This window comes from Sporichthya polymorpha DSM 43042 (assembly GCF_000384115.1).
GTDB lineage: Bacteria > Actinomycetota > Actinomycetes > Sporichthyales > Sporichthyaceae > Sporichthya > Sporichthya polymorpha.
The window spans coordinates 3879033-3904736 of record NZ_KB913029.1 but is presented as its reverse complement, the minus strand read 5'-3'; the positions used below and the strand labels follow the sequence as shown (position 1 = coordinate 3904736).

Sequence of the window (25704 nt, the reverse complement as noted above, 5' to 3'; positions counted from 1 at the left end):
GGCCGTCGCTGCTGTGGCGCTCAGCCTCACCGCCTGCGCGGCCGAGGACGACGACGGCCTCGTCGCCCGCAGTGGTCCCAGCCCGAGTACGGCTGCCGGCCCCGGGCCGCTGACGATCGCGACCAGCTTCCGCATCGACAACCTCGACCCGCTGGAGAACGCGTTCTGGGGGCCGGAGTTCGGCTACGTCGAGCTGCTGATGCGCCCGGAGCCGAACGGTGTCCCGTCGCCCTGGGTGCTACAGAGCCTGAGCGCCGTCGACGAGACCACGTGGAAGCTGGCGCTCCGTGAGGGGATCACCTTCGAGAACGGCCGTGCCCTCGACGCCGAGTCGGTCGTCGACCTGATCGAGTTCTGCGCCGAGGAGAACGAAGGCTTCGCCGCCGCGGTGAACCTCGACGACGCCGAGGTCACCGGGCCGCTCGAGGTGACGGTGACGACGACCCAACCGGTGCCCGGGATGGCGAACATCCTGGCCGACGAGGCGAACGTGCCCGTGTTCGACGTCGACGCCTACGAGCAGCACCGCGAGGCCGACGAGCCCGTGGAGGACCTGCTGAGCGCCGGCCTCTACACCGGTCCGTACGTCATGAAGACGCTGACCTCGGAACGCGCCGAGCTCGAGCCGATGCCCGGGTACTGGGACGGGACACCGGGCCTGTCGCACCTCACGATCAAGTTCGTCCCCGAGGCGACGGCGCGGGTGCAGGCGGTGCAGGCCGGGGAGGCCGACATCGCGCTGTACATGCCGACGACGATGCAGCGGAATCTGCAGGGCCGCAGCGATGCCTACTTCGTCACCGGGCCGCCGAACGGCACGACCTTCGCGCTGCAGATCAACAATGCACGCGCCCCGTACGACGACCCGAGAGTACGGCAGGCCCTCCTGTCGGCGATCGACTACCGCGCGCTCGCCGAGGACGTCCTGAACGGTCTCGCCGAGGTCGCGACGAGCAGCATGACCGCGGACGCCGACTACGTCCTCGACCTGCAGGCCACCGACCTGGACAAGGCGAAACGTCTGCTCGACGAGGCCGGCTGGACCGCCGAGGGCACCGGCCCCCGCACCAAAAACGGCCAGAAGCTGACACTCGACGTCCTGACGTACCCTCAGCAACCGGACAGCAACACGATCGGCGTCGCCCTGCAGGCGCAGCTCAAGGACCTCGGGTTCGAGGTCAAGGTCTCGCAGGTCCCGGACATCACCGAAGCCCGGAAGGGCTCGGACTGGGACGTCGCCATCGTCGGCGACTCGATTCTCTCGTTCACCCTCAGCCCGGTGGACGGACTCCGCCAGTCGCTGCACAGCGACTCCCCCGAGAATTACTCGAAGGTCGACAGTCCCGCGCTCGACGCGGTGATCTCCGAACTCGGCCGCGAGTTCGACGCCACGAAACGGACCGAGCTGCTCCGCCGGGCGCAGCAGATCATCGCCGACGAGGGCCTGTGGGCCGCGTCTGTCCGCCGCAAGGGCATGGTGGTCACGAACGCGAAGTGGCGGAACTACCCGCTGCCCGTCGCGAACCTCTGGGTGACGGCCCGGACCGCCCCCTGACCCGGGACCGTCGTGGTCCGCACCGTGCTCCACCGGCTCGGGCAGGCCGCCCTCACCCTCCTGGGCGGCGCGCTGATCGTCTTCGCCCTGCTCCAGGCGGCCCCAGGCGATCCGGCGCTGCGGATCCTGACCGCCCGGGGACAGCAGGACGTGGCGCCCGAGGCAGTCGCAGCGATGCGCGCGGAACTCGGGCTCGACGACCCGTTCTTCGTCCGGCTCCGGGACTTCCTGCACGGCCTGCTGACCGGCGACCTCGGCACGTCCTGGCAGACGGGTCGGCCGGTGACCGACGAGTTCGCCGGCCTTGTGGAGGCGACGGCGATCCTCACCGTCAGTGCGCTCGCTCTCGCCGTCCTCGGGAGTCTCGCCCTCGGCCTGCTGGCCGCGGCCTGGCCAGGCCGACTCCCGGATCTCGCGTCCCGTTCGGTGACCCTGGTGTGCCTGGTGGTCCCGAGCTTCGTGTTCGGCATCCTGCTGCTCGACGTGCTGGTCGTCGAGCTCGGCTTCGGTCGCGTGATCGCAGACGGGACCTGGGGCACGGTGGGACTGCCGGCGCTGACGCTCGCCCTCGGGTCGATCGCGGCGTGGTCACGCATCCTGCGGGCGGGTCTGCTCGAAGCCGGGTCGGCGCCGTACCTGCGGGTGGCGCAGGCGCGCGGCGCCGGCCCGGCGCGCCGGCTGTTCGTGCACCAGCTCCCCAACGCCCTGCCGGCCTACCTCACGTTGATCGGGATGGAGAGCGCCTTCCTCCTGGCCGGCGCCCCGGTGGTGGAGAGCGTCTTCACCTGGCCCGGCATCGGGCGCTACACCGTGCAGGCGGTCGAGGCGCGGGACATGCCGGTGGTCACCGGGTTCGCCCTGCTGGCGATCGGGTTGTTCGTCCTCACGAGCCTGCTCGTCGACCTGTTCAACCTCTGGCTCGATCCCCGGCTCCGGCAGGAGGCGACGTGAGCGCGCTGTTCGGGCACCGCGGCGCCCGGGTGGGGCTCGTGCTCGCCGGGTTGCTGACGTTGCTCGCGCTGCTCGGGCCCTTCCTCACGCGCGACCCCGATGCCCCGGACTACCGCAACCAACTCGCCGGCCCGAGCTGGGAGCACTGGCTCGGCACCGACCGGGCGGGACGGGACCTGCTCGCCCGCACCGTCGCCGGGGCGCAGACCTCCCTCGGGGCCGCGCTGCTGGTCACGGTCATCGCCACCGCGATCGGTCTGGTCGTCGGGATCCTGGCCGCCACCGGGGGCCGCGCCGTGGACGCGGTGCTCACCCGCGTCACCGACGTGCTGCTCGGCCTCCCCGGTACCGTCCTCACCCTCGCGATCGTCGGCGTTCTCGGGCCGGGCTTCCTCAACCTGGTGCTGGCCATGTCGGTCACCGGTTGGGCCGGCCTGGCGAAGCTCGCCCGTGCCTACGCCGGGGGCGCCCGCGCACGCCCGGACGTCCTCGCCGCCCGGATGGCGGGGGCGACCCGGACGCGGATCGCGCTCGGTCACGTCCTGCCCGGCACCGCGGCGCTGGTCGCCGTCGCGGCCACCCTGCGGATCGGCCACACCGTCATGGAACTCGCGGCGCTGTCCTTCCTCGGCCTCGGCGCCCAGCCCCCGACCGCGGAATGGGGCAACATGCTCGCCGAGAGCCGGGAGACTCTCACGGCCGCGCACTGGCAGATCCTCGGCCCGGGCATCGGGCTCGTCCTCACCGTCCTCGCGGCGACGCTCATTGCGGACGCCCTCCGGGACGTCGTCGACCCCGGGAACCGGACATGACGCCCCCGGCTCTGCAGGTCGAGAAACTGACGGTCCGTTATGCCAACGGCCATCTCGCACTGGACGGCGTCGAACTCACCGTCCCGGCCGGGGCCCGGATCGGCGTCGTGGGCGCCTCCGGCTGCGGCAAGACGACGTTGCTTCGGGCCGTCCTCGGTCTGCTGCCCCCGTCCGCGGAGGTCACCGGCCGCATCCTGGTCGGCGGCCGGGACGTCCTCGCCCTCTCCGCACGGGAACGACGCGCCCTGCTCGGACCCGTGATCGGCTACGTCGCCCAGGACCCGTTCGCCGCGTGCGACCCGCTGCGCTCGGTGCGCCACCACGTCGGCGAGGCGTGGACCGCTCACGGGCGGCGGCCACCGCCCGGGGCGATCGTGGACGCGCTGGCACGGGTCGGCATCCCCGCGCCCGAGGTCCGCGCCGGTCAGCGCCCGCACCAGTGGTCGGGCGGGATGCTCCAGCGGGCCACCACGGTCGCCGCCACGGCGCACCGGCCGCTGCTCACCCTCGCCGACGAACCGACCAGCGCGCTCGACGCCGACCTCGCCGACGACGCGCTCGAGTTGCTGGAGCGAACCTCTTCGGCCCTGCTCGTCGTGAGCCACGACCTCGCCCTGGTGGCGCGGCACACCGACCACATCGTCGTCCTGAGTGACGGTCAGATCGTGGAGGAGAACCTCTCCCACACGGTGCTGCGGTCGCCGGCCCACGACGTCACGCGGGCGCTCGTCCGCGCCGCGGCCCCACGGCCGCTGTCACCGCTGTCCGAACGGCCCGACGCCCCGGCGGTGGCGCGCGTCCACCAGGCGCGTCGGAGCTACCGCGTCGGGCCCGCGACGACGACCGCCGTCGACGGCGTCTGCCTGCGGGTCCGGGCGGGCGAGGTGGTGGGCATCGTCGGAGCTTCCGGGTCCGGCAAGTCGACCCTGCTGCGCATCGTTGCCGGGATGGAGCGACCCGACGCGGGAACGGTGCTCCTCGGCGACACCCCCGTCTGGGGCCGATCGCGCGCACCGCAGACGCCCCGGCCCGGCTACGCCATGCCGGTCTTCCAGAACCCGGTTAGCAGTCTCGATGCGCGCTGGTCGATCTGGCGCAGCGTCACGGAACCCCTCGTGCTGCGCGGCGCCCGGCTCACCCGCGCCCAGCGACGGGACCGAGCCCGGGCGGAGCTCGTCGCCGTGGGGCTCGACGGGCTGGACGTCGACCGCCTCCCGGGTTCGCTGTCGGTCGGCCAGTGCCAGCGGGTCGCCGTCGTCCGCGCGCTGATCGCCGACCCCGCCCTCGTGGTCGCCGACGAACCGACCGCGAGCCTGGACGTCGAGGCCGCCGCGACGGTCGCCGCGTTCCTGCGTTCTGCGGCCGACCGTGGCGTGGGCGTGCTCGTCGTCAGCCATGACGAACCGCGGCTGCGCTCCTACGCCGACCGGGTACTGCGGATGCGGGAGGGGAAGCTCTGCGGGGCGCCGGGGCCGGTCGATCCCAGGCTCTCCGGCGCTACCGGCTCCCCCCGGGAGCCTCGGACACCTCCACGATGAGGGCGAGTTCGCGCACCAGTTCGTCCGTGGTCTGACCGGTCTGCGTGCGGACCAGCCCGAGCGCCAGCTCCGCCAGCATCCAGAAGGCCCGCGCCCGCGCTGCGTCGGAGTCGAACGCCCCGAGCAGCTGCTCGGCGCCGCCGAGATCGCCGCGCGAACGCGCGGCGATCACCCCGGCGGCGAGTTGAACGTCCTCGGCGAGGGTCGGTGACGGCACGTCAGCCCTTCCGCGCAGCGGAGAATCGCTCGGCGACGGTGGCCCAGTTGACGATGTCCCAGAGCTTGGTGCCGTAGTCGGGGCGAACGTTCTTGTACTGCAGGTAGTACGCGTGCTCCCACGCGTCGAACACGAGCAGCGGCGTGGAACCGATGCCGACGTTGCCGTGGTGGTCGTAAACCTGCTGCACGACGAGGCGCTGGCCCACGGGCTCCCAACCGAGTACGCCCCACCCGGATCCCTGGACGCTGACGGTGGCGGTCTGCAGCTGCTTCGCAAACGCGGCGAACGAACCGAACTCGTCGTCGATCGCCGCCGCCAGCTCACCGTCGGGCTCGCCCCCACCACCGGGCGTCAGGTTGGTCCAGAAGATCTCGTGCAGGATGTGGCCGGACAGATTGAAGGCGAGTGTCTTCTCCAGTCCGACCAGGGCGGCCGGCGGAATGGTCTCCTTCTCGCGCAGCTCGGCAATCGCGTCGATCGTGTCGTTCGCGCCCTTGACGTAGGTCGCGTGGTGCTTGGAGTGGTGCAGCTCCAGGATCTCGCCCGTGATCGCCGGCTCCAGTGCGCCGTAGTCGTAAGCGAGGTCGGGAAGGGTGTACGCAGCCATGAGCCCTCCTTATTGCGAATATCTTGCAACAAGGAACCTAGTGCAGGACCTCGATCAGCCCCGGCCGCCCCGGTTGAGGCGTTCGAGCATCTCGTTGTAAGCCTCGAGCTCGGCCCCGCCGTCGCGCGCGGCCTGCCGGTCGTAGCGGCGGGCGGCGTTCTGGTCGTCGCGCAGCCAGGACCGCGCCATCGACAACATCAGGAACGCGATCGGGATGTCGCCGAGCGCCCAGGCGATACCGCCGCCGTTCTGCTGGTCGTCGAGCAACCCGGCGCCCCACTCCCGCGGGAACTGGCTGAACCACGAGGCAGCGAGCACCTCCGACCCGCTCATCATCGCGAGCCCGAAGAAGGCGTGGAACGCGAAGGTCACGAGCAGCAGGAGCAGCCGGAAGATGTGCGGCGGCCGCGCCGGGCCCGGGTCCGTCCCGCAGATCAGCCAGCAGAACACGTAGCCGACGATCAGGAAGTGGACCGTCATCAGCATGTGGCCGAGGTGCGTGCGCATCGCCAGCTCGAACAGCGGCGAGTAGTAGAAGACGACGAGGCTGCCGGCGAAGTTCACGGCCGCGACCAGCGGTGACGCGAGCACCCCGAGTACCCGGTTGTGGGTGAGCGCGAGCACCCACTCGCGCGGGCCGCGGCTGCCGTCCGACCGTGGGGTGAGTGTCCGCAGCGCCAACGTCACCGGCGCCGCGTGGACGAGCAGCAGCGGGACGACCATGCCGATCGTCATGTGCTGCAGCATGTGGAGGCTGAACAGGAACCGGCCGTAGACGCCGGGCGGCCCGCTCGTCGCGTAGACCAGCAGCCCCCAGCCGGCGACCCAGACGACCGCGCGCCAGATCGGCCACGCGTCACCGCGCCGCCGGAGGCGGACGATCGCGCGGACGTACCACCCGCTCGCGACGACGGCGAGCACCGCCCAGAGCACGTCGAGCCGCCACGTCGTCAGCCACGCCGACCCCTCGGGCGGACCCGGCAGCGCGAAGCCGAGGACCGCCTCCGCGACCGTCGGCGCCACGCCCTCGGTCGCCGAGGGCTGCGTCGGCGAGGTGCGCGACAGCGCGACCGCGACGCCGAACGTCGTCGCCATCAGCGTCAGCTCCGTGAGCGCGAGGCGGACGAAGACGCCCGGCAGCTGCCCCGACTCCGCCCGAGAGATCAGGACGCCGCGCAGCGTGCGCCCCAGCAGCCCGATGATGACGACGAGACCGATCTTCAGGACGATCAGCGAGGCGTAGGTGGCGCCGATGTCCCCGTCGAGGCGCACGAGCAGCGCCCCGAGGCCGGAGAGCACGATCAGCGCGTAGCACCAGGTCGCCAGCACCGAGTAGCGCGCGAGGATCGCCGCGAGGTTGGTCCCGAGCGCGCGCCGCACCACGACGAGCGCGGCGAGGCCACCGACCCAGACTCCCCCGCCGAGGAGGTGGAGGAACTGCAGATCCACGGCCGGGCCGTGCAGTTCGGCGCCGGCCGAGTGACCGAGCAGAGCGGTCGGGACGGTGGCCGCGATCGCGAGCACCGCCAGCGCTCCCGCGGCCCACGTTCGCTGCGCCGCCAGGGCGCCGATCGCGACCAGCGCGGCGATGACGATGCCGCCGGCGTGGGCGCGGCCGAGGTCGAAGGACTGGACGAACTCGATCGTCGCGCCACCCGCCCCAGGGTCCCAGGGCGAGAGGCCGGACAGGTCGGCGTAGGTGAGCACGAGGACGACGAGGCCGACCACCGCCCAGGCCGCGGCGGCGAGACCGCCGAGCAACACTGCGCGAGCGCGCGCCCCTTCGAGCCGGTCGGGGTCCCCGCCCGGCCGCGGCGGCAGCACGACGGCCGCGAGCACCAGCGCGCCGATCGTCAGCGCGGCGGCGACGTCGCGGAACGCGAGTGCAATCGGCAATCCCCACCGCACGGTCGCGCCGGGGTCCGAGAGATCGCCGGCCGGCGTCTCGATGCCGCCGGTGCTGCCGAGCGCGATCACCGCGACCGCGGGCGCGCAGAGCACGAGGGCTGCCCCGTAGGCAGCGCGCCGACGCGACGGTGCCGGACGAGTCGTGGTGGCCGAAGACGTCATGCCGCGAGCACCCGTCGCCGGATCACGGCGACCGCGACGCCGAGCACGAGCAGGATGCCGCCGGTCACCGCGGCCGCCTTCGCGACGCCCGAGTTGCCGCCGGATCCCGCGCACGCCGCGGAGACCTCGCCCGTCGCGGCCGGCGCGGCCGGGTCGGTCGCGAAGCGGAGCGTGCCGTTGATCGGGTGCCCGTCGGACGCGACGACGCGGTACGCGACCGTCCATTCCCGCGGCGTCGTGTCCGCGGGGACGGCCGAGGTGTCGACGCGCACGACGGGACCCGCCACGACCGGCCGGGTCCCGGGCACGGCCGTCCCGTCCACCCGCACCGTCATCTCGACGAACTCCGACCGCACGGGTTCGGAGAAGGTCAGACGGACGTCCTTCGGTGCGGCCGCGAGGGTGGCGTCGTACGCAGGGGCGCAGCCGACGAGACCGGTGTGAGCCACGGCCCCGGTCGCCAGCGCCAACTGACCCACCGTCAGCAGAACGAGCGTCACCAGGAACCGGGCCCGCACCGCGGCCCCGACTCTTGTGAACCCGTTCACAAACATGCCTCCATTGTCGCTCCCGCCGGGGCGAGGCCGACGTCCGGGGTGGAGCCGTGCATTCGCACGGGTCTCAGCGTGCCCAGGCTTCGGAGAATCCGTAAGGCTTGGAGGTCGTCCCGCTGGTCCGGAACGGCCGGCCGGCGTCGTCGATGCGCAGGATCCCGGAGCGTCCGCCGGACGCCCACGGCAGCTCCAGGTACCAGTCGCAGTCGCAGCCCGCGGTCGTCGCGACGACCCGCAGCACCACCGGGTCCGTCCGCGAGACGCGCAGCGGGAAGGTCACCGCGGGCAGCCGGTTCTCCCCGTCCGCGCCCGAGCGCGCCCGCGCCACCGGACGGGGCTGATCGAGGTCGACGGCGAACGACGCCGGCGTCAGGGCCCCGCCGCAGCCGAGCGACATCGCGTAGACGTTCCAGCCCAGCGGGTCCCGCCGCTGATCGACCCGCACCGTGAGCCCCTGGAGCACGACCGGCTCGTCCCCCGGCCCGGCCAGGGTCACCTCGACGATCGTCCGCCCGGCGTCGACCGCTCCCAGCGGCTGCGCCCAGGCCGCGGCGTCCGCCTCGACCGGGGGCTCCGGCACCTGAGCCGGCGGCCGGTCGACCAGGTAGCTGTGGTCGCACCCGGCCTCCCAGATGTCGCTGCGGACAGTCGCGCTCAGCACCCCCTCCGCGGAGGACGTCCCCGCCGAGTTTCCCGTCTGCTCCGTCGGGTCGTCGTCCCCGGCCAGCGCCGCCGCGAGCGCGACTCCCCCGCCCGCGACGAGCACCGCGACCGCGACCGCCGCCGCGACCAGCCGACCCCGGGACCGGCCGGACGTTTCCGCGGAAGCGTCGGGGGCCGGGGTCGGGGCCTCCTCCGCGGGCGGCGGCTCGGCGCCCCGGGTCCGGGCGGCGTCGGCGATCAGCCAGGCGCGGTGGAGGGCGAGCATCTCCTCCCGGGTGGCGCCGCAGACCCGGCCGAAGCGGTCGAGCACGGCGAACTCGGCCGGGACCGCCTCGCCGGAGCAGTACCGGTGCAGGGTCGAGGTTCCGACGTGCAGCCGCTGCGCGAGCGCGCCGAAACTCAGGCCCGAGCGGTCCTTGAGCTCCCGGAGCCGACCCGCGAGATCCTGCGCCGCCTCGGTCACCACTGCCCTTCCTCGTCCCGCTCCGGCGTCCCACCCCGGGCACATCCCTGCAGCTCAGCGGCCCGGAACCGTCCCGGTGTCCCGTCCCGGCCGTGATCCGTTGCGGGCCGCCCGCGGCCTGCCGACGCTGATCTCACCGCACCATTCGACACCACCTCTGGGGGGAATCCCGTGAACCAGCTCCGCCGCCGCGTCCTGCCGCTCGTGATCAGCGCCGCCGCCCTCACCCTGCTCGTCGGGTGCGGCGACGACGCCGTCGACACGGCCACCGACCGGCCGGCGGCCTCGGCCTCCGCGAGCGTCGAGCCAACCCCGACCGCGTCCCCGTCGACCACTCCCTCGGCGACCCCGACCACCACTCCCTCGACGAGCCCGACCACGACCTCCTCGCCGACCGCGGCCGCGGGCGTCCCCGGCTTCCTCCTCGGGACCGACCTGCCGAAGCACCCGACCTCGGCCTGGTTCGCCGGGAAGGTCACCGCGGGCATGCCCGAGTTCGGTCCGTTCTGCGTCGAGGACGCCCTCAAAACGCAGCAGAAGGTCTGGCACCGCCAGTTCGGGACCGAGTTCGACACCAACGCGACGCAGGTCGTGGTGCGTCTGGAGTCCGAGGACGACGCGATCGCGTTTCTGGACGTCCTCGCCCACGGCGCCGCGCTGTGCGCCGAGGACTGGCTGACCGGGTTCCCCGGCGGCAAGTCCGACTCGAAGGACTACGGCGCCCCGAGCGCGAACACGCACGTCTACGGGGTGTACACCTCGGTACCCGAGTCCGAGGACGGCGCCCACCTGTACGGCATCGGCCGCGACGGCAACCTCGTGACCGTCCTGTCCTGGGGCCAGATGGGCAACCTCGACGACGCCCCGGTCTCGGCGTTCAAGCAGACGACCCTGACCGCGGTCGCCAAGCTCGCCTGACCGCCGCCCCTGTCAAGAAAGGGTGACACCCTTTCTCGACAGCGTTCGGACCCGACGCAGAACCCGTCAGCCGCCCGAGCCCAGCGCTCGGGCGGCTCGCGGCGTCCGGCGCGGGTGGGCCTGCAGCGCCCGGGTCACCGCCCGGTGGTCGGCACCGAAGCCGAGGAACAGGGTGCGCCAGCTCGCGGCGACCATCTCGAGGGCCAGCTCCGGCGCCAACAGCCCGGAGAGCTGGAGCGAGACCACCCCGTGCAGCGCCGCCCACAACTGGACGGCCAGGTCGAACGGGTCGCCCGCGGCGAGCTGGCCCTGTTCGACGCACCGGCCCACGAGCGCGACAAGCCGGTCGAAGGTGTCCAGGCCGACCGTGTCGTCGGCCGGCTCGTGGTGGTCGAGAAACATGACGCGGTACAGGTGCGGGTTCTCGACCGCGTTGTCGTAGTACTCCCACCCGGCGCGCACCAGGTCGGCGAGCGGATTGCGGGTCGGGGTCACCGACTCCAGGTGCTCCCGGAGCCGGGCGAAGCCCTCGCGGCGGATCTCCTGGCGCAGGTTCTGCATCCCGCCGAAGTGGGTGTAGACGGCCATCGTCGACGTCCCCACCTCGTCGACGAGCCGCCGCAGCGTCAGGCTGGCCGAACCCCCGGTCGCGATCTGCCGCGCCGCCGTCTCCAGCAGCGCGGTGCGCACCGACGGGTCGGCGGCCTTCGGACTCATGCTTGGCATCTTTCCATAACAGTGCTATGAAGTGCTCCACATAGCACTGTTATGCGACGGCGAGCCCCGGAGGCGACCGTGACCGCAACAGCCGAGAACCCGTACCTCACCGACAACTTCGGCCCGGTCGCGACGGAGACGACCGCCGTCGACCTCCCGGTCACCGGCAGCCTCCCCGCCCATCTCGACGGGCGGTACCTGCGTAACGGGCCGAACCCGGTCAGCCCCGTCGACCCGACGCAGCACCACTGGTTCCTCGGGACCGGCATGGTGCACGGCGTCCGGATCCGCGACGGCAAGGCCGAGTGGTACCGCAACCGCTTCGTGCGGTCCGCCGACGTCGCCGCCGCCCTCGGTGAGCAGCCGCGGACCGGCGCCGAGCCCCACGTCGGCTGGGACTTCCCCGCCAACACCAACGTCGTCGTCCAGGGCGGGCGGACGTTCGCGGTCGTCGAGGCCGGCGGCCGGCCCTACGAGCTGACCGACGAGCTCGAGACCGTCGGCGCCTGCGACTTCGACGGCACCCTGCCCGGCGGGTACACCGCCCACCCCAAGCGCGACCCGGCAACCGGCGAGCTGCACGCCGTCTCGTACTACTGGGGCTGGGGCAACCAGGTGCAGTACACGGTGCTCGGTACCGACGCCCGGGTGAAGCGCGTGGAGAACATCGCCGTCACGGGCAGCCCGATGATGCACGACTTCTCCCTGACCGAGAACCACGTCGTCCTCTACGACCTGCCGTGCGTGTTCGACCTGGACCCGATCCGCGAGCTGTGGCCCCGCCCGTTCGGCGACCTCGCCCGCTGGAACGCGTCGATGTTCGTCGGCAAGCGCCGCACCCCCGACCCCGTCGCGGCGTTCTTCACGCGCAAGGTGCTCGGGGCCAAGGCGCCGAAGTTCCCCTACCGGTGGGACCCGAACTATCCGGCGCGCGTCGGCGTGATGCCGCGGACCGGGACGGCGAAGGACGTCCGCTGGTTCGAGATCGAGCCCTGCTACGTCTTCCACCCGCTGAACGCCTACGACGACGGGGACAGCGACGGTCGGAGAATCGTGCTCGACGTCGTCCGGCACCCGCGGATGTTCGACGAGGCGCCGCTGGGCCCGGACGAGGGCCCCTCGACCCTCGACCGCTGGACCGTCGACCTCACCGCCGGCAAGGTCCTCACCGAGCGCCGCAGCGACCTGAGCCAGGAGTTCCCCCGGGTGGACGAGCGTGTCGTCGGCCGCCGGCACCGCTACGGCTACGCCGTCGGGTTCCGGGGCACCCGCGCCGACGCGCTGATCCGCCACGACCTCGTCACCGGGGACGCCACGACCCGGACCTTCTCCCCCGGCACGAACCTGAGCGAGTTCCTCTTCGTCCCGGACGCCGCCGACAGCCCCGAGGACCGCGGCACGCTGATGGGCTTCGCCTACGACCCCGCCCGGGACGCCAGCGACCTGCTCCTGCTCGACTCCCAGACCCTGGAGACGGTCGCCGCCGTCCACCTGCCCGCCCGCGTCCCCGCCGGGTTCCACGGCAACTGGGCCCCCACCGTCGAATAAGAAAAGGCGCCCCGGAGGGCGCCTTTCGTGACGAGCTCCCGCATTTGGACTCGAACCAAAAACCTGCCGGTTAACAGCCGGCTGCTCTGCCAATTGAGCTATGCGGGATCGCGGTGCAGTTGCTCGGCCGGGAGGGTCGCCCCCGGGACCTCGGAAAGATTAGCGCACCCCGCGGGGCGTCCGTGGCCGGTCTTGATCGTTGACGCGCGGGTGGTGTGCCCCACACCGGGACGAACCAGGTATCCCGCCCCCAGGCAGGGGTAGTGCCCCCTCAGCGAACGGACCAACGCGGAGGAGGCACAGGACGATGGGTAAGACGATGTTCCTGACGGGGGCAGCCGTCGGATACGTGCTCGGGGCCCGCGCCGGGCGCGAGCGGTACGAGCAGATCTGCCGGGCCACGGATCAACTCCGGGCGAACCCGAAGGTCCAGCAGGCGACGGAGATGGCGACCGCCCGCGGCGGCGAGATCGCCCACAAGGTTGCCGACACCGCCACGGAGAAGGCGCACAGCATGGCCGGCGCCGTGGCCGACAAGGCGCCGGGCTGGATGCCCGGGTCGCGTGACTCGGGGATGAGCGAGTCGACCCAGAGCGACACCGGGATGCCGACGCCGGTCACCCCGGCGACGACGTCCATGGACAGCACGGTGGGCGGCTCGATGATGAGCAACGGTCGGTCGACCGGGCGCTGAGCCCGGCGGGAGACCACCCGGACGTCCGAGGATGTGGCTGCTGTTGCAGCCGCATCGTCGGACGTTCGCCGTTAAGCCAGGTACTCCCGCAGTTCTGCGGCCGCGGGGCGGTGGCGGAGCTTCGCGAGGGTGTTGGCCTCGATCTGGCGGACCCGCTCGCGGGTGACGCCGAAGATCTGGCCGACCTCCTCGAGCGTGTGCGGGTTGCCGTCGTCGAGGCCGTAGCGCATCGTCACGACGCGCTTCTCGCGCTCGCCGAGGGTGTCGAGCAGGGCGTCGAGGTCCGAGCGGAGCATCGACACCGACGCGGCGTCGGCCGGGCAGGCCGCGTCGACGTCCTCGATGAGGTCACCGAACTCCGACTCCTCCGCCTCGCCGACCGGGGTGTGCAGGGAGACCGGGTCCTGGGCGTAGCGCAGGGCCTCCATGACGCGCTCGGGCGTCATGTCCAGAACGACGGCGAGCTCCTCGATCGTGGGCTCGGTGCCGTGCTCCTGGTGCATGCTCCGCTGCAGCCGGATGATCTTGTTGATGATCTCGACGACGTGCACGGGGACGCGGATCGTGCGGGATTGGTCGGCGAGCGCGCGGGTGACCGCCTGGCGGATCCACCAGGTCGCGTAGGTCGAGAACTTGTAGCCCTTGGTGTAGTCGAACTTCTCGACGGCGCGGATCAGCCCGAGGTTGCCCTCCTGGACGAGGTCCAGGAACGGCAGGCCACGGCCGGAGTACCGCTTCGCGATCGAGACGACGAGCCGCAGGTTGGCCTCGATGAGCTTCTGCTTGGCGACCATGCCGTCGCGGGCGATGATGTCGAGCTCGCGACGCAGCTGCAGGTCGGGCGCCGGCTCGGCGTCGAGGCGGGCGGTGGCGAACACCCCGGCCTCGATGCGACGGGAGAGCTGCACCTCCTCCTCGGCGGTGAGCAGCGGGACGCGCCCGATCTCCTTGAGGTAGTGGCGCACCAGGTCGGTGACCGGGACCGAGGTCTCGGCGACGACGGGCGTCTCCTCCTCGTCCTCCCCGTCCTCCTCGATGACCGGCTCGAGCTCGGCCTCGACGGGCCCGGTCGGCTCGGCGACCTCGACCGCGTCGACCGTGTCAACCTCCGCCGCGACTCCGGCGTCGGACGGGGACACGGGAGACGCCGGTGCGGGAACCCGCACGTCGCTGCCGGCCTCCGGTGCGATCGTCAGCGCACGGGTGCGACGAGCACGTCCCGACGCGGGCGATACACCGGTCACGTCGGTCGACGTAGTGCGAGCCACGACACCCCCCGGGGCCTTCACCGAGCTGGACCAGGGTGATCTCCCTGGCATCGGGTCTCAGTGTGGAGGGGTGGCCGCAGGGCGCACCGGCACTTGGTGAAACGTGGAAGTTCTTGCGTACCGGAGCGACCCGATTACGCCCGGTATGTCTACCCGGACGGGCCAAGGAGTCTCACAATCCGTCAATGACGCGCTCACGCAGCGCGTGCCGGTACTGCTCCAGCGCGATGACCTCGCCGAACTGCCGGTTGTAGGCCTCGGTCTCCTCGACCGGGTTCATGCGCTGGAGCTTGCCCTTGAGCACGTCGATCTTGCGGGAGACGGCCGCGACCTGGATCGCAGTGAGCTGCTCCCACGCGTAGCGGCGGTTCGGCTCCCCTGCGGCTCGCAAAGACTCGACCGCGAGTTCGGCGATCAGGCCCCGGAGCATCTCGTGGGTCACCGCGGCCCGGATCTTGCCCACCCAGGTGTCCCCCGCCGCGGCCGAGGACGTCCCGCCCGCCCCGACGATCGCCTCGTGGATCGCCCGGTACGCGGGGGCGGTGAAGGTCTCCGGCTCCAGGCCGTCGTAGGTCGGGCCGGCCAGTTGGGGGTACTGCAGCGCGACCTTGAGCAGCTCGCGCTCGACCATGCTTGACGGGTCCCGCGGGTCGGGCCTCGGCATCTTCTCCTTCGGCGGCGGCTCGACGGCCTCCGGCGCCGCGGCGGGCGCACCGTTCGGGCCGCTCCGGGCCCCGCGCCGCGCGATCTCGGACAGCGTCGACATGACCGCGTCGACCTCCATCCCGAGCCACCCGGCGAGCAGACGCCCGTACTCGTGGCGGCGCGCGCGGTCGCGGATGCTGATCACCTTCGGCGCCGCGGCCTGCATCGCGGAGACGCGACCCTCGGCGGTGTCGAGGTCGTAGCGCTTGAGCTCGGCGCGGATCGCGAACTCCACCAGCGGCACCCGCGACGCGACGAGCTCGCGCACGGCCTCGTCGCCCTTTTGCAGGCGGAGGTCGCAGGGGTCGAGGCCATCGGGCTCGACCGCGACGAACGTCTGCGTCATGAAGCGCTGGTCCTGGTCGTCGTAGGCCTTCTGGGCCGCCTTCTGACCGGCGGCGTCGCCGTCGAAGGTGAAGATGACCTCGCCGCGGAACTCCGACGCGTCCATCAGCAGGCGGCGCAGCACCTGAACGTGGTCGCTGCCGAACGCGGTGCCGCAGGTGGCGATCGCCGTGGGGACGCCGGCGATGTGACAGGCCATCACATCCGTGTAGCCCTCGACGATCACGGCCTGCCCCCGGCGCTTGATCTCCTTCTTCGCCAGGTCGAGGCCGTAGAGGAGGTGGCTCTTCTTGTACAGCGACGTCTCGGGGGTGTTGACGTACTTGGCCTCGATGCGGTCGTCGTCGTAGAGCCGGCGCGCGCCGAAGCCGACGACGTCGCCGGTGATGTCGCGGATCGGCCAGAGCAGCCGCCCCATAAACCGGTCGATCAGGCCGCGCTGACCCTCGCGCGCCAGGCCCGCCCCGATGAGTTCCTCGCCGGTGAACTGGCGGCCGCGCAGGTGCTTGGACAGTTCGTCCCAGCCGCGGGGCGCGTAGCCGACGCCGAACGTCTGCGCGTGCTCGAGCGTGAACCCGCGCTCGTCGAGGAACCGGCGCGCGACGACCGCCTCCGGACTGTCGACGAGCAGCGCGGCGTAGAACTCGGCGGCCGCGGCGTTCGCCTCGACGAGCCGCGTGCGCCGTCCGGCCGGCTGGCGCGGGGCCGACCCGCCCTCCTCGTACCGCAGCGTGATGCCCGCCCGGGACGCCAGCCGCTCGACCGACTCGGCGAACGTGAGGTGGTCGGTCTTCATGACGAAGTCGATGACGTCACCGCCCTCGCCGCACCCGAAGCAGTGGAAGAAGCCCTTGGCCGGGTTGACGTTGAACGACGGCGTCTTCTCGTCGTGGAACGGGCACAGGCCCTTGAGCGACCCGCCCCCGGCGTTGCGGAGGCCGACCTGTGCGCCGATCACGTCCTCGATGCGGGAGCGTTCGCGGACCAGCGCAATGTCCTCGTCCTTGATGCGCCCGGCCACGCGGCGGAGTCTAGGCGCTTTCCCCGACCGTGGGTCCGCGGGTGTGGACGCCTAGATTTTCGCCATGAGCGACCGCGAGCGCAGCGACCTGCTGGACACCCTCCGCCACCACCGGCACCTGCTCCGCCACACCGCGTTCGGGCTCCGCGACGACCAGGCCCGGACCCGCTCGACGGTCTCGGAACTGACCGTCGGCGGGCTGATCCAGCACGTCACGCGCATGGAGTCGCGCTGGGCCGGGTTCCTCGAGCGGGGCACCGAAGCCTTCGGCACCGACCCCGAGGCCGCTCTCGCCGCCCACCGGGCCAGCTTCGTGATGCGCGAGGACCAGACGCTGGAGGAGATCCTCACCGCCCACGCCGCCCAGGCCGCCCGCACCGACGACCTCATCCGCACCGTCGACCTCGACGCCGACCACGCCCTCCCCGTCACCCCCTGGTGGCCCGAGGGCACCCGCTGGACCTGCCGCCGCGCGATCCACCACGTCCTCGCCGAGACCGCCCAGCACGCCGGTCACGCCGACATCATCCGCGAGTCCCTCGACGGCCAGAAGTCGATGGGCTGACCTCCGCACCCAGTGGAGATGACATCTCCACTGCAAACCGCCCGTTTCGTTGGAGATGACATCTCCACCGGGGGCGGTCAGGCGGGGGCGGTCAGGCGGGGGCGCCGAGCGAGGGCATGCCGAGCGAGACCGCCCGCGAGGTGTCGGCGGGGCGGGCCTGGGCGGCCTCCCAGGCGTCGCCGCCGCGGGTGCGGCGCGGCACCGAGGCGGGGCCGTCGGCGACGAGGTGGTGGGGCGCGGCGTAGGTGATCGTCGTCCGGACGATGTCGCCGGGCCGGGGCTCGGGGGCGTCGGGGCTCGGCACGAAGTGGACGAGCCGGTTGTCCCGGGCCCGGCCGGACAGGCGCCGGGTGACGGCGTCCTTCTTGCCCTCGCCGGTCGCGACGAGGACCTCGACCTCGCGGCCGACCTGCTTCTTCGCCTCGTCCCAGGAGATCTCCTCCAGGAGGGAGACGAGCCGGCCGTACCGCTCGGTGACCACCTGCGGCGGGACCTGGTCCGGGTAGTCCGCGGCCGGGGTGCCGGGCCGCTTCGAGTACTGGAACGTGAACGCCGACGCGAAGCGCGCCTCGCGCACGACGTCGAGGGTCGCGGCGAAGTCGGCCTCGGTCTCCCCCGGGAACCCGACGATGATGTCGGTCGTGATCGCGGCGTCCGGCATCGCGGCGCGCACGCGCTCGATGATGCCGAGGTAGCGCTCCGCCCGGTAGGACCGGCGCATCCGGCGCAGCACCTCGTCCGAGCCGGACTGCAGCGGCATGTGCAGCTGTGGCATCACGTTGGAGGTCTCGGCCATCGCGGCGATGACGTCGTCGGTGAAGCTCGCCGGGTGCGGCGAGGTGAAGCGGACGCGCTCCAGCCCCTCGACGTCCCCGCACGCGCGCAGCAACTTGCCGAACGCCAGCTTGTCGCCGAACTCGACGCCGTAGGAGTTCACGTTCTGCCCCAGCAGCGTGACCTCGAGGACGCCGTCGGCGACGAGGGTCTCGATCTCGCGGAGGATGTCGCCGGGCCGGCGGTCCTTCTCCTTGCCGCGCAGCGCCGGGACGATGCAGAACGTGCAGGTGTTGTTGCACCCGACCGCGATCGCGACCCACGCCGCGTAGGCCGACTCCCGCCGCGCCGGCAACGTCGAGGGGAAAACGTCCAGCGCCTCGAGGATCTCGACCTGCGCCTCCTGCTCCACCCGCGCCCGCTCCAGCAGCACGGGGAGCGATCCCACGTTGTGCGTCCCGAAGACGACGTCGACGTACGGCGCCTTGCGCACGATCTCCGCCCGGTCCTTCTGCGCCAGGCAGCCGCCGACCGCGATCTGCATCCCCGGCTTCGCCGCCTTCACCGACGCGACGTGCCCGAGGTTGCCGTAGAGCCGATTGTCCGCGTTCTCCCGGACCGCGCAGGTGTTGAACACCACGACGTCCGGGGCCTCCCCCGCGGGCACGCGGGAGTAGCCCGCGTCTTCCAGCAGCCCCGCGAGGCGCTCGGAGTCGTGGACGTTCATCTGGCACCCGTAGGTGCGCACCTCGTAAGTCCTGCTCACAGCCCCTCCAGGGTACGGCGCTCCCGCCCCTCCCCCGTCCCTCGCCCACCCGCCGCCTCCCTTGCCCACCCGCCGCCTCCCTTGCCCACCCGCTTCACCAGCCACCCCGCGCGCTTCACCAGCTGAACCCCCGCTTCACCAGCCGGGCCGGGCCGGCGAAGCAGGGCTCAGCCGGTGAAGACGCAGCCGGCGCACCGGGCGCACACCCGACTCTCCGGCGCGCGGGCGGAAACTGCGGCGACAGAGCCCGACCGGAGCGGCAACACTGCTCGGGTGGAGGTGGAGTTCACGCGACGGGCGGACTCCGGAACCGTCGCCGAGTTCACCCGGCCCGACGGGGTCCGGGTGCGGGTCAACTCCTACGACCGGACGGGGCTGGTCCCCCACGACGCGTCGCACCTGCTGATCGAGCGGGCGTTCCGGCTCCGTCACGGGTTCTGGGGCTGCGTCTTCGAGGGCGCGGTGTTCGCGACGGTCGAGATCGTCGCCGGCCGGACCAAGCACGACCACCGGGCTCGCTCCGCCGCACTGGTCAAGGAGCACAGCGCGGAGCTGGGACTTGCCGAGCGGGTCCTCGGCACCGTCCTGAATGCCCTCGCGGGCGAGCAGCCGAACCTGGTCCGCGACCTGACCTCGACCTGGGCGATCAGCTCCCTGCCCCCGCCGTCCGGCGACGCCGCCGCGGCCGCCACCGAGACCGCCCTCGCCGATCTCCGCGATCTTCAGCGCCGCTGGGCCGCCCTCCCCACCGGCGGCACCTTCACCCTCGACTGGCCGGCCCTCCGTCCCGCCCGGCGCCGCTGACCCGTCCCTCGCCTCGCCTTCACCAGTTCCCCCGCGCACTTCACCGGCTGAGCCCCTGCTTCACCGGGCGGCCCGGCCCGTGAAGCGCGGGTTCAGCTGGTGAAGCTGAAGTAGCGCCGGGGCCGGGGCGGCGACGGGCGCGAGGGGCCTGAGTTCGCTAGGTTCTCGAGAATGATCGACACGGCTCCACCCCTGGTGGAGATGCTGCAGGTCAACAAGCACTTCGGGACCCTGCACGTCCTGCGGGACATCGATCTCAGCGTCGCGCGGGGCGAGGTGGTTGTCGTCATCGGGCCGTCGGGCTCGGGCAAGTCGACGCTGTGCCGCGCGATCAACCGGCTGGAACCCATCGACTCGGGCACGATCCGGGTCGACGGCGTCCCGCTCCCCGCGGAGGGCAAGGAGCTGGCCCGGCTCCGTGCCGACGTCGGAATGGTGTTCCAGTCGTTCAACCTCTTCGCGCACAAGTCCGTGCTGGACAACGTGACGCTCGGCCCGATCCAGGTCCGCCGGATGCCCAAGGCCGCGGCGGAGACGAAGGCTCGCGCGCTGCTCGAACGGGTGGGCGTCGCGGACCAGGCGAACAAGATGCCGGCCCAGCTCTCCGGCGGGCAGCAGCAGCGGGTCGCGATCGCCCGCGCGCTGGCGATGGACCCCAAGGTCATGCTCTTCGACGAGCCGACCTCCGCACTGGACCCGGAGATGATCTCCGAGGTCCTCGACGTCATGCGCGAGCTCGCCGCCAGCGGCATGACGATGATCGTGGTCACGCACGAGATGGGCTTCGCCAAGGCCTCGGCCAACCGCGTGGTCTTCATGGACCACGGCCAGATCGTCGAGCAGGCGGCACCGGCGGAGTTCTTCGCGAACCCGCGCAGCGACCGTGCCCGCGACTTCCTCGGAAAGATCCTTTCCCATTAGAGAGGCGAACCGCCCATGAGATTGCGCCGCTTGACCACCTCCGCCGCCGCCCTCGCGCTGGCGCTGTCGCTGACGGCCTGCGGAGGCGATGACGACGACGACAGCGCCTCGCAGGGCAACTCGCCGAGCGGCGACGCGAGCGCGTCGGCCTCCGCGGTCACCGGCACGCTCGCCCGCCTGCAGGGCGCCGACAAGCTCGTGGTCGGCGTGAAGTTCGACCAGCCGGGCGTCGGCGAGAAGGACCCCGCGACGGGCGAGATCGCCGGTTTCGACATCGAGATCGCCAAGATCATCGCCGAGGCCCTTGGGATCGACGAGGACGACATCGAGTTCAAGGAGACGGTCTCGGCCAACCGCGAGCCGTTCATCAAGGCGCGCACGGTCGATCTCGTCATCGCCTCGTACTCGATCACCGACGAGCGCCGGAAGGTCGTCAGCCAGGCCGGGCCGTACTACGAGACGGGTCAGCAGCTGCTGGTCCGCTCCGACGACAGCTCGATCAACGGCCCCGACGACCTGACGGGCAAGAAGGTCTGTTCGGTGAGCGGATCGACGTCGATCAAGACCGTCGAGGAGAAGTACGGCGCCGCGCCGGCACCGTTCGCCACCTACACCGAGTGCGTGCAGCAGCTGATCAACAAGAGCGTGGACGCGGTCACGACCGACGGCGCGATCCTGCTCGGTTACGTCGCCAAGCAGCCCGACAAGCTCAAGGTCGTGGGCGACCCGTTCAGCCAGGAGCGCTACGGCATCGGGTTCGCGTTCGGCGACACGCAGATGTGCGAGTTCCTCATCGACGCCCTGCAGGCCGCCTTCGACGACGGCAGCTGGGCGCAGGCCTTCGCCGACACCCTCGGCAAGTCCGGGGTCTCCGCGCCGCCGGTCCCCCAGCTCGACGACAAGTGCTGACCGCCCGTCACCTGCGGACGGACTGACCTGACGTGAACGTTCTGGCGGACAACGCCGGAGAGATCCTCGAAGGCTTCTGGCAGACCATCCAGCTCTTCGTGCTCTCCGGCGTTGCCTCGCTGGTCCTCGGGACCGTGCTCGCCTCGATGCGGGTCAGCCCGGTCCCGGTGCTGCGGGGCGCGGCGACCGCCTACGTCCACGTCGCCCGCAACACCCCCCTGGTGCTGATCTTCATCATCTTCGTCTTCGGGTTCCCGACGGTCGGCATCCAGTTCTCGTTCTTCACCTTCGCGGTACTCGCCCTGACCGCCTACACCTCGGCCTTCATCTGCGAGGCGATCCGGTCGGGCATCAACGCCGTCAGCGCCGGCCAGGCCGAGGCGGCCCGCGCCCTGGGCATGACGTTCCGCCAGAACCTGACGCTGATCGTGCTGCCGCAGGCCACCCGCAGCGCGATCCCGCCGATCACGAACATCCTCATCGCGCTCGTCCGCAACACCGCGGTCGCGGAGGCGTTCGGGGTCACCGAGGCCTCGTACGTGATGTCGGGCCTGCTCCGCGACCACGCCGACTCGCTGTACTGGATCTTCTTCGGCATCGCCGGCGGCTACATGGTCATCGTCTTCGTCATCACCGCGTTCGCCGCCTGGTTCGAGCGCCGAGTGGCGGTGCTCCGATGAGCCTGGTCCTGTTCGACGTCCCCGGCCCGCGGGCGCGCCGCCGGGCGCGGATCTTCGGTGCCCTCGCCATCGCTGTCTTCGCCGCGCTCGTCGGCTGGGTGATCTGGCGCCTTGACCAGCGCGAGCAGTTCGACTCCACCCTCTGGGACCCCTTCACCGACCGCGGCATCCAGAAGGCCATCGCCCGCGGCCTGGGCGCGACGATCCGCGCCGCGCTGTTCGCGATCGTCCTCGCGCTGCTCCTCGGCATCCTGCTCGCCGCCGGACGACTGTCGACCCGGCGCTGGCTGCGCTGGCCCTGCGTCGCGTTCGTCGAGTTCTTCCGCGCGACGCCGGTCGTCATCCTCATCCTGTTCCTGTTCATCGCCTTCTCCGGCGACTTCGAGCCGGTCGGCGACGACCTCTCCGACGCCCTCCCCGAACGCCTCGCCGCCATCCTCGGCACCGACCAGCTCGGGACGCTCGCCCCGCTCGTGATCGCGCTGACGCTCTACAACGGCGCTGTTCTCGCCGAGGTGTTCCGCGCGGGCATCCTCGCCGTGCCGAAGGGGCAGCGCGAGGCCGCCGCGGCCGTGGGCCTGACCGAGCGTCAGATCATGCGGCAGGTCCTGCTGCCGCAGGCGACGAGGATCATGCTGCCCTCGATCGTCAGCCAGGCCGTCGTCGCCCTCAAGGACACCTCGCTCGGATTCATCATCGCCTACCCCGAGCTGGTCCGGGTCGGCCGGAACATCTACGACACCCGGTACAACATCATCCCGACGGTCATCGTCATCACGATCATCTACGTCGCGCTGAACATGGCGGTCGACGCCTTCGCCCGGTGGCTCGAGCGCCGCCAGGCCCGGCGCTACAGCCGCGCCGCCGTCACCCAGGCCGCCGCCGTCACCGACGCCACCTGACCCGTCCCACCCGAAAGTGCAGCACAGCACCCGGCCACCCTCCCGAAAGTGCAGCATGGCACGCGCTTATTACCTTCGCGGGTGTCAGAGTGCGCTTTCGGGGAGAAACTCCTCGTCCTCACCCTCGGCCTCCAGCGCCTCGCGGATGACGCGGTAGGCGACGGCCTCGGAGTAACCCTTGCGCGCGAGCAGGGCGGCGACGCGGCGGAACCGGACCTGGGTGTCGAGACCACGGGTCGCGGCGAGGCGCTTGGTCGCGAGAGTGCGCGCGGTCTCGAGCTCGCGCTCGGGGTCGAGCTCCGCGACGGCGACGGCCACCACAGCCGCGTCCACCCCGCGGGTCCGCAGCTCGTGGGCGAGTGCGCGACGGGCGAGGCCGCGGCCGGTGTGCCGACTCTCCACCCACGCCTCGGCGAAGGCCTGATCGTCGATCAGGCCGACGTCGGTGAATCGTTCGAGGACCTCGTTCGCGACGTCCTCCTCGATGCCCTTGCGGGCCATCGCGGCTGCGAGCTGCGCAGCCGTCCGTGGCCCGCGCGAGAGCTGCCGCAGGCAGATCTCCCGCGCGAGCGCCGAGGGCTCGACCGGTTCCGCGGGCGGCTTCTCTCGCTTCTCGCGGCGGCCAAGCGGCTCACCACGCGAACCGCCGGGGGCCCCGACGGACGACGGTGGCGCGTCCGGGTCGAATTCCCGCCGGCTGCGGGATCGCCGTGAACGCGCCGCCATCGTTGTTCTCCCCGGACCGCTCAGAAGTCGGTCGGGGTGTCCTCGTCGACGGGCTTGTCGAGCTGCGCGCCGATGCCGAGCTTCTCCTTGATCTTCTTCTCGATCTCGTTCGCGAGATCGGGGTTGTCCTTCAAGAAGTTGCGGGCGTTCTCCTTGCCCTGGCCGAGCTGGTCACCCTCGTAGGTGTACCAAGCGCCCGACTTGCGGACGAAGCCGTGCTCCACGCCCATGTCGATCAGGCCACCCTCGCGGCTGATGCCCTGCCCGTAGAGGATGTCGAACTCGGCCTGCTTGAACGGCGCGGCCATCTTGTTCTTCACGACCTTGACGCGGGTCCGGTTGCCGACCGGCTCCGTCCCGTCCTTGAGCGTCTCGATCCGGCGGACGTCCAGCCGCACCGACGCGTAGAACTTCAGCGCCCGGCCACCGGTCGTGGTCTCCGGTGACCCGAACATCACGCCGATCTTCTCGCGGAGCTGGTTGATGAAGATCGCGGTCGTCTTCGAGGAGTTCAGCGCACCGGTGATCTTGCGGAGGGCCTGGCTCATCAGGCGGGCCTGGAGACCGACGTGGCTGTCGCCCATCTCGCCCTCGATCTCGGCGCGGGGCACGAGGGCCGCGACCGAGTCGATGACGATGATGTCGAGCGCGCCGGAGCGGATCAGCATGTCCGCGATCTCCAGCGCCTGCTCGCCGGTGTCCGGCTGGGAGACCAGCAGCGCGTCGGTGTCGACGCCGAGCTTGCGGGCGTACTCCGGGTCGAGCGCGTGCTCGGCGTCGATGAAGGCCGCGACACCGCCGTTCCGCTGGGCGTTGGCGACCGCGTGGAGGGCCACGGTCGTCTTGCCGGAGGACTCGGGGCCGTAGACCTCGACGACGCGCCCGCGGGGCAGACCGCCGATGCCGAGGGCCACGTCGAGGGCGACCGAGCCGGTGGGGATGACGTCGACCGGTGCGCGCGTGTCGTCACCGAGCCGCATCACCGAGCCCTTGCCGAACTGCCGCTCGATCTGCGACAGGGCGTTGTCGAGTGCCTTGTCGCGGTCTGGTGCCTGAGCCATGTCTTGCCCCCACCTCGGGTCGTCGGATCTCGTCGGCGGCGACATTTCCATGCGGGTCCGACAACCGGCCCCGCCGTGCTCGGATCTGTGGATGCCGCGGCGTGTGGAAAACGCTAGCTCGAACACCCGTTCGACGAAACGCGCCACGCCGACGGTTCGAACAAATTTTCGTCCCACCCGTCACACCGGGGGTGACACCCCCACCGCGCCGGAAGGGTCAGCAGTCAGCGAGAGCCGCTCAGCGCCGCGACGGCGGGAGCTCCAGCGCGGCGCAGACGGCCCGCCAGACGGTCTTGGTGTCCTCGCCGGCGTCGAGGGCCTCCATCACGGTCCGGCCACCGAGGCCGGCGATCACCGTGTCTCGGGCGTAGGACTCCGCGTACCCGGCCCCGAGTTCGGTCCGCATCCGGTCCCAGAAGTCCGACAGCCGCATGCGGGCCAGTGTGCCCGGTCGGGGCGCACGCGCCGGGCCCGGGAACGACGAACCGCCCCACGCCGGGCGGCGCGGGGCGGTTCGGGAGCAGCGAGAACTAGCTGAGCGCCTCGGCGTCGACGAGTCGCTGCAGGGCGGCGTCCCAGCCCTGGCCGGGGAACTCGGTCGCGAGGGCCTCGAGCTCGGCCTTGATCTTGGCTCCGTGGCCGGCGGCGGCGAGGGTGCGGATCTCCTCGACGAACGCGTCGGAGTTCGTCCGCACGTTCGGGGTGCGCCCGGTGGTGATGTTGCGGATGTACGCGTTCTTGCCCTGGTTCAGCGGGATCACGTACTTGACCTCGCCGAGGACGTTGACTGCGCCGGAAGCGGCGCCGGCACCGGCGCGGACTGACGCGCGTGAGGTCTTTGACTGCTTGCCGGACACGTGGCTCTCCTGCGGAAAAGATCGGGATGTGGCGGCCCATCGTACCCAGCACTCCGGGGTGCCCGTGCCTCCGCGGGGGGCGCGGGACCC

The 25704-nt window shown here is 71.7% G+C and carries 26 protein-coding genes and 1 tRNA gene; 13 read left to right on the top strand and 14 right to left on the bottom strand.

The window, feature by feature from the left end:
- The first annotated feature begins 13 nt into the window (after positions 1–13).
- The 4 genes from SPOPO_RS0118900 to SPOPO_RS0118885 are packed head-to-tail and all read left to right on the top strand — an operon-like array spanning position 14 to position 4856.
- Positions 14–1555 (top strand): ABC transporter substrate-binding protein, encoded by a 1542-nt coding sequence (locus SPOPO_RS0118900; protein WP_019876569.1) that lies wholly within the window; start codon positions 14–16, stop codon positions 1553–1555.
- Positions 1556–1567: 12 nt separating this feature from the next.
- On the top strand, positions 1568–2506 hold the full coding sequence (locus SPOPO_RS0118895; RefSeq protein ID WP_019876568.1) for an ABC transporter permease: 939 nt from the start codon (positions 1568–1570) through the stop codon (positions 2504–2506).
- Complete coding sequence (locus tag SPOPO_RS0118890) at positions 2503–3318, top strand: ABC transporter permease (protein WP_019876567.1); 816 nt, start codon at positions 2503–2505, stop codon at positions 3316–3318. The genes SPOPO_RS0118895 and SPOPO_RS0118890 overlap by 4 nt, the downstream gene beginning before the upstream one ends.
- Positions 3315–4856 carry an ABC transporter ATP-binding protein gene (locus SPOPO_RS0118885; protein ID WP_019876566.1) on the top strand — a complete coding sequence of 514 codons (1542 nt, stop codon included), beginning with the start codon at positions 3315–3317 and terminating at the stop codon, positions 4854–4856. Before SPOPO_RS0118890 ends, SPOPO_RS0118885 begins: the two co-directional genes overlap by 4 nt.
- Here the strand turns inward: SPOPO_RS0118885 and SPOPO_RS0118880 are convergent.
- The 5 genes from SPOPO_RS0118880 to SPOPO_RS0118860 all read right to left on the bottom strand — a co-directional run bounded on the left by SPOPO_RS0118880 (position 4816) and on the right by SPOPO_RS0118860 (position 9433).
- Complete coding sequence (locus SPOPO_RS0118880; protein ID WP_019876565.1) at positions 4816–5073, bottom strand: hypothetical protein; 258 nt, start codon at positions 5071–5073, stop codon at positions 4816–4818. The two genes, SPOPO_RS0118885 and SPOPO_RS0118880, sit on opposite strands and share 41 nt — an antisense overlap.
- A 1-nt stretch (position 5074) precedes the next feature.
- Entirely contained in the window at positions 5075–5683 is a 609-nt protein-coding gene (locus SPOPO_RS0118875; protein WP_019876564.1) for a superoxide dismutase, read from the bottom strand.
- A 54-nt stretch (positions 5684–5737) separates the two neighbouring features.
- Positions 5738–7753, bottom strand: coding sequence for a bifunctional copper resistance protein CopD/cytochrome c oxidase assembly protein (locus SPOPO_RS0118870; RefSeq protein WP_028984916.1), 2016 nt, complete (start codon positions 7751–7753; stop codon positions 5738–5740).
- A complete protein-coding gene (locus SPOPO_RS33070) occupies positions 7750–8307 on the bottom strand; it encodes a copper resistance CopC family protein (RefSeq protein ID WP_084671271.1) in 558 nt (185 codons plus the stop codon). Before SPOPO_RS33070 ends, SPOPO_RS0118870 begins: the two co-directional genes overlap by 4 nt.
- Before the next feature lie 67 nt (positions 8308–8374).
- Positions 8375–9433 (bottom strand): helix-turn-helix domain-containing protein, encoded by a 1059-nt coding sequence (locus tag SPOPO_RS0118860; RefSeq protein WP_211210919.1) that lies wholly within the window; start codon positions 9431–9433, stop codon positions 8375–8377.
- A gap of 171 nt (positions 9434–9604) precedes the next feature.
- Between SPOPO_RS0118860 and SPOPO_RS30500 the strand changes: the two genes are divergently transcribed.
- Complete coding sequence (locus SPOPO_RS30500) at positions 9605–10351, top strand: hypothetical protein (protein ID WP_019876559.1); 747 nt, start codon at positions 9605–9607, stop codon at positions 10349–10351.
- A 66-nt stretch (positions 10352–10417) separates the two neighbouring features.
- Here the strand turns inward: SPOPO_RS30500 and SPOPO_RS30495 are convergent, their stop codons facing one another.
- The gene (locus SPOPO_RS30495) at positions 10418–11068 is read right to left on the bottom strand and encodes a TetR/AcrR family transcriptional regulator (protein ID WP_019876557.1); all 651 of its coding nucleotides are present in this window, start codon (positions 11066–11068) and stop codon (positions 10418–10420) included.
- Positions 11069–11119: 51 nt separating this feature from the next.
- On the opposite strand from SPOPO_RS30495, the gene SPOPO_RS0118845 reads away from it, so the two are divergent.
- Positions 11120–12616, top strand: coding sequence for a carotenoid oxygenase family protein (locus SPOPO_RS0118845; protein WP_051098406.1), 1497 nt, complete (start codon positions 11120–11122; stop codon positions 12614–12616).
- A 35-nt stretch (positions 12617–12651) separates the two neighbouring features.
- On the opposite strand, the gene SPOPO_RS0118840 is transcribed toward SPOPO_RS0118845, so the two are convergent.
- Positions 12652–12724, bottom strand: a tRNA-Asn gene (locus tag SPOPO_RS0118840).
- 199 nt (positions 12725–12923) lie between these two features.
- On the opposite strand from SPOPO_RS0118840, the gene SPOPO_RS35280 reads away from it, so the two are divergent.
- The gene (locus tag SPOPO_RS35280; protein WP_019876555.1) at positions 12924–13310 is read left to right on the top strand and encodes a YtxH domain-containing protein; all 387 of its coding nucleotides are present in this window, start codon (positions 12924–12926) and stop codon (positions 13308–13310) included.
- A 71-nt stretch (positions 13311–13381) separates the two neighbouring features.
- Here the strand turns inward: SPOPO_RS35280 and SPOPO_RS0118830 are convergent, their stop codons facing one another.
- On the bottom strand, positions 13382–14449 hold the full coding sequence (locus tag SPOPO_RS0118830) for a sigma-70 family RNA polymerase sigma factor (RefSeq protein WP_019876554.1): 1068 nt from the start codon (positions 14447–14449) through the stop codon (positions 13382–13384).
- Positions 14450–14750: 301 nt separating this feature from the next.
- Positions 14751–16649, bottom strand: coding sequence for a DNA primase (dnaG, locus tag SPOPO_RS0118825; protein ID WP_019876553.1), 1899 nt, complete (start codon positions 16647–16649; stop codon positions 14751–14753).
- A gap of 64 nt (positions 16650–16713) precedes the next feature.
- Between dnaG and SPOPO_RS0118820 the strand changes: the two genes are divergently transcribed.
- On the top strand, positions 16714–17214 hold the full coding sequence (locus SPOPO_RS0118820; RefSeq protein ID WP_019876551.1) for a mycothiol transferase: 501 nt from the start codon (positions 16714–16716) through the stop codon (positions 17212–17214).
- Positions 17215–17305: 91 nt separating this feature from the next.
- Here SPOPO_RS0118820 and miaB read toward each other — a convergent pair whose 3' ends face one another.
- Positions 17306–18754 (bottom strand): tRNA (N6-isopentenyl adenosine(37)-C2)-methylthiotransferase MiaB, encoded by a 1449-nt coding sequence (miaB, locus tag SPOPO_RS0118815; protein ID WP_028984915.1) that lies wholly within the window; start codon positions 18752–18754, stop codon positions 17306–17308.
- Positions 18755–19027: 273 nt separating this feature from the next.
- Between miaB and SPOPO_RS35925 the strand changes: the two genes are divergently transcribed.
- From SPOPO_RS35925 to SPOPO_RS0118790, 5 genes are all read left to right on the top strand, one after another.
- Entirely contained in the window at positions 19028–19558 is a 531-nt protein-coding gene (locus SPOPO_RS35925) for a hypothetical protein (protein WP_019876548.1), read from the top strand.
- A gap of 171 nt (positions 19559–19729) precedes the next feature.
- Positions 19730–20479, top strand: coding sequence for an ATP-binding cassette domain-containing protein (locus tag SPOPO_RS0118805; RefSeq protein WP_019876547.1), 750 nt, complete (start codon positions 19730–19732; stop codon positions 20477–20479).
- Between the two features lie 30 nt (positions 20480–20509).
- On the top strand, positions 20510–21388 hold the full coding sequence (locus tag SPOPO_RS0118800) for a glutamate ABC transporter substrate-binding protein (RefSeq protein WP_019876546.1): 879 nt from the start codon (positions 20510–20512) through the stop codon (positions 21386–21388).
- 32 nt (positions 21389–21420) lie between these two features.
- Positions 21421–22068 carry an amino acid ABC transporter permease gene (locus tag SPOPO_RS0118795; RefSeq protein WP_019876545.1) on the top strand — a complete coding sequence of 216 codons (648 nt, stop codon included), beginning with the start codon at positions 21421–21423 and terminating at the stop codon, positions 22066–22068.
- Positions 22065–22970, top strand: coding sequence for an amino acid ABC transporter permease (locus tag SPOPO_RS0118790; protein WP_019876544.1), 906 nt, complete (start codon positions 22065–22067; stop codon positions 22968–22970). The genes SPOPO_RS0118795 and SPOPO_RS0118790 overlap by 4 nt, the downstream gene beginning before the upstream one ends.
- A gap of 84 nt (positions 22971–23054) precedes the next feature.
- Here the strand turns inward: SPOPO_RS0118790 and SPOPO_RS30480 are convergent, their stop codons facing one another.
- The 4 genes from SPOPO_RS30480 to SPOPO_RS0118770 all read right to left on the bottom strand — a co-directional run bounded on the left by SPOPO_RS30480 (position 23055) and on the right by SPOPO_RS0118770 (position 25614).
- The gene (locus tag SPOPO_RS30480; protein WP_019876543.1) at positions 23055–23696 is read right to left on the bottom strand and encodes a regulatory protein RecX; all 642 of its coding nucleotides are present in this window, start codon (positions 23694–23696) and stop codon (positions 23055–23057) included.
- 20 nt (positions 23697–23716) lie between these two features.
- Positions 23717–24757, bottom strand: a complete 1041-nt coding sequence (gene recA, locus SPOPO_RS0118780) for a recombinase RecA (RefSeq protein WP_019876541.1) — start codon at positions 24755–24757, stop codon at positions 23717–23719.
- 238 nt (positions 24758–24995) lie between these two features.
- A complete protein-coding gene (locus tag SPOPO_RS0118775; protein ID WP_019876539.1) occupies positions 24996–25190 on the bottom strand; it encodes a DUF3046 domain-containing protein in 195 nt (64 codons plus the stop codon).
- 97 nt (positions 25191–25287) lie between these two features.
- The gene (locus SPOPO_RS0118770) at positions 25288–25614 is read right to left on the bottom strand and encodes a hypothetical protein (protein WP_019876538.1); all 327 of its coding nucleotides are present in this window, start codon (positions 25612–25614) and stop codon (positions 25288–25290) included.
- Positions 25615–25704: the final 90 nt, after the last annotated feature.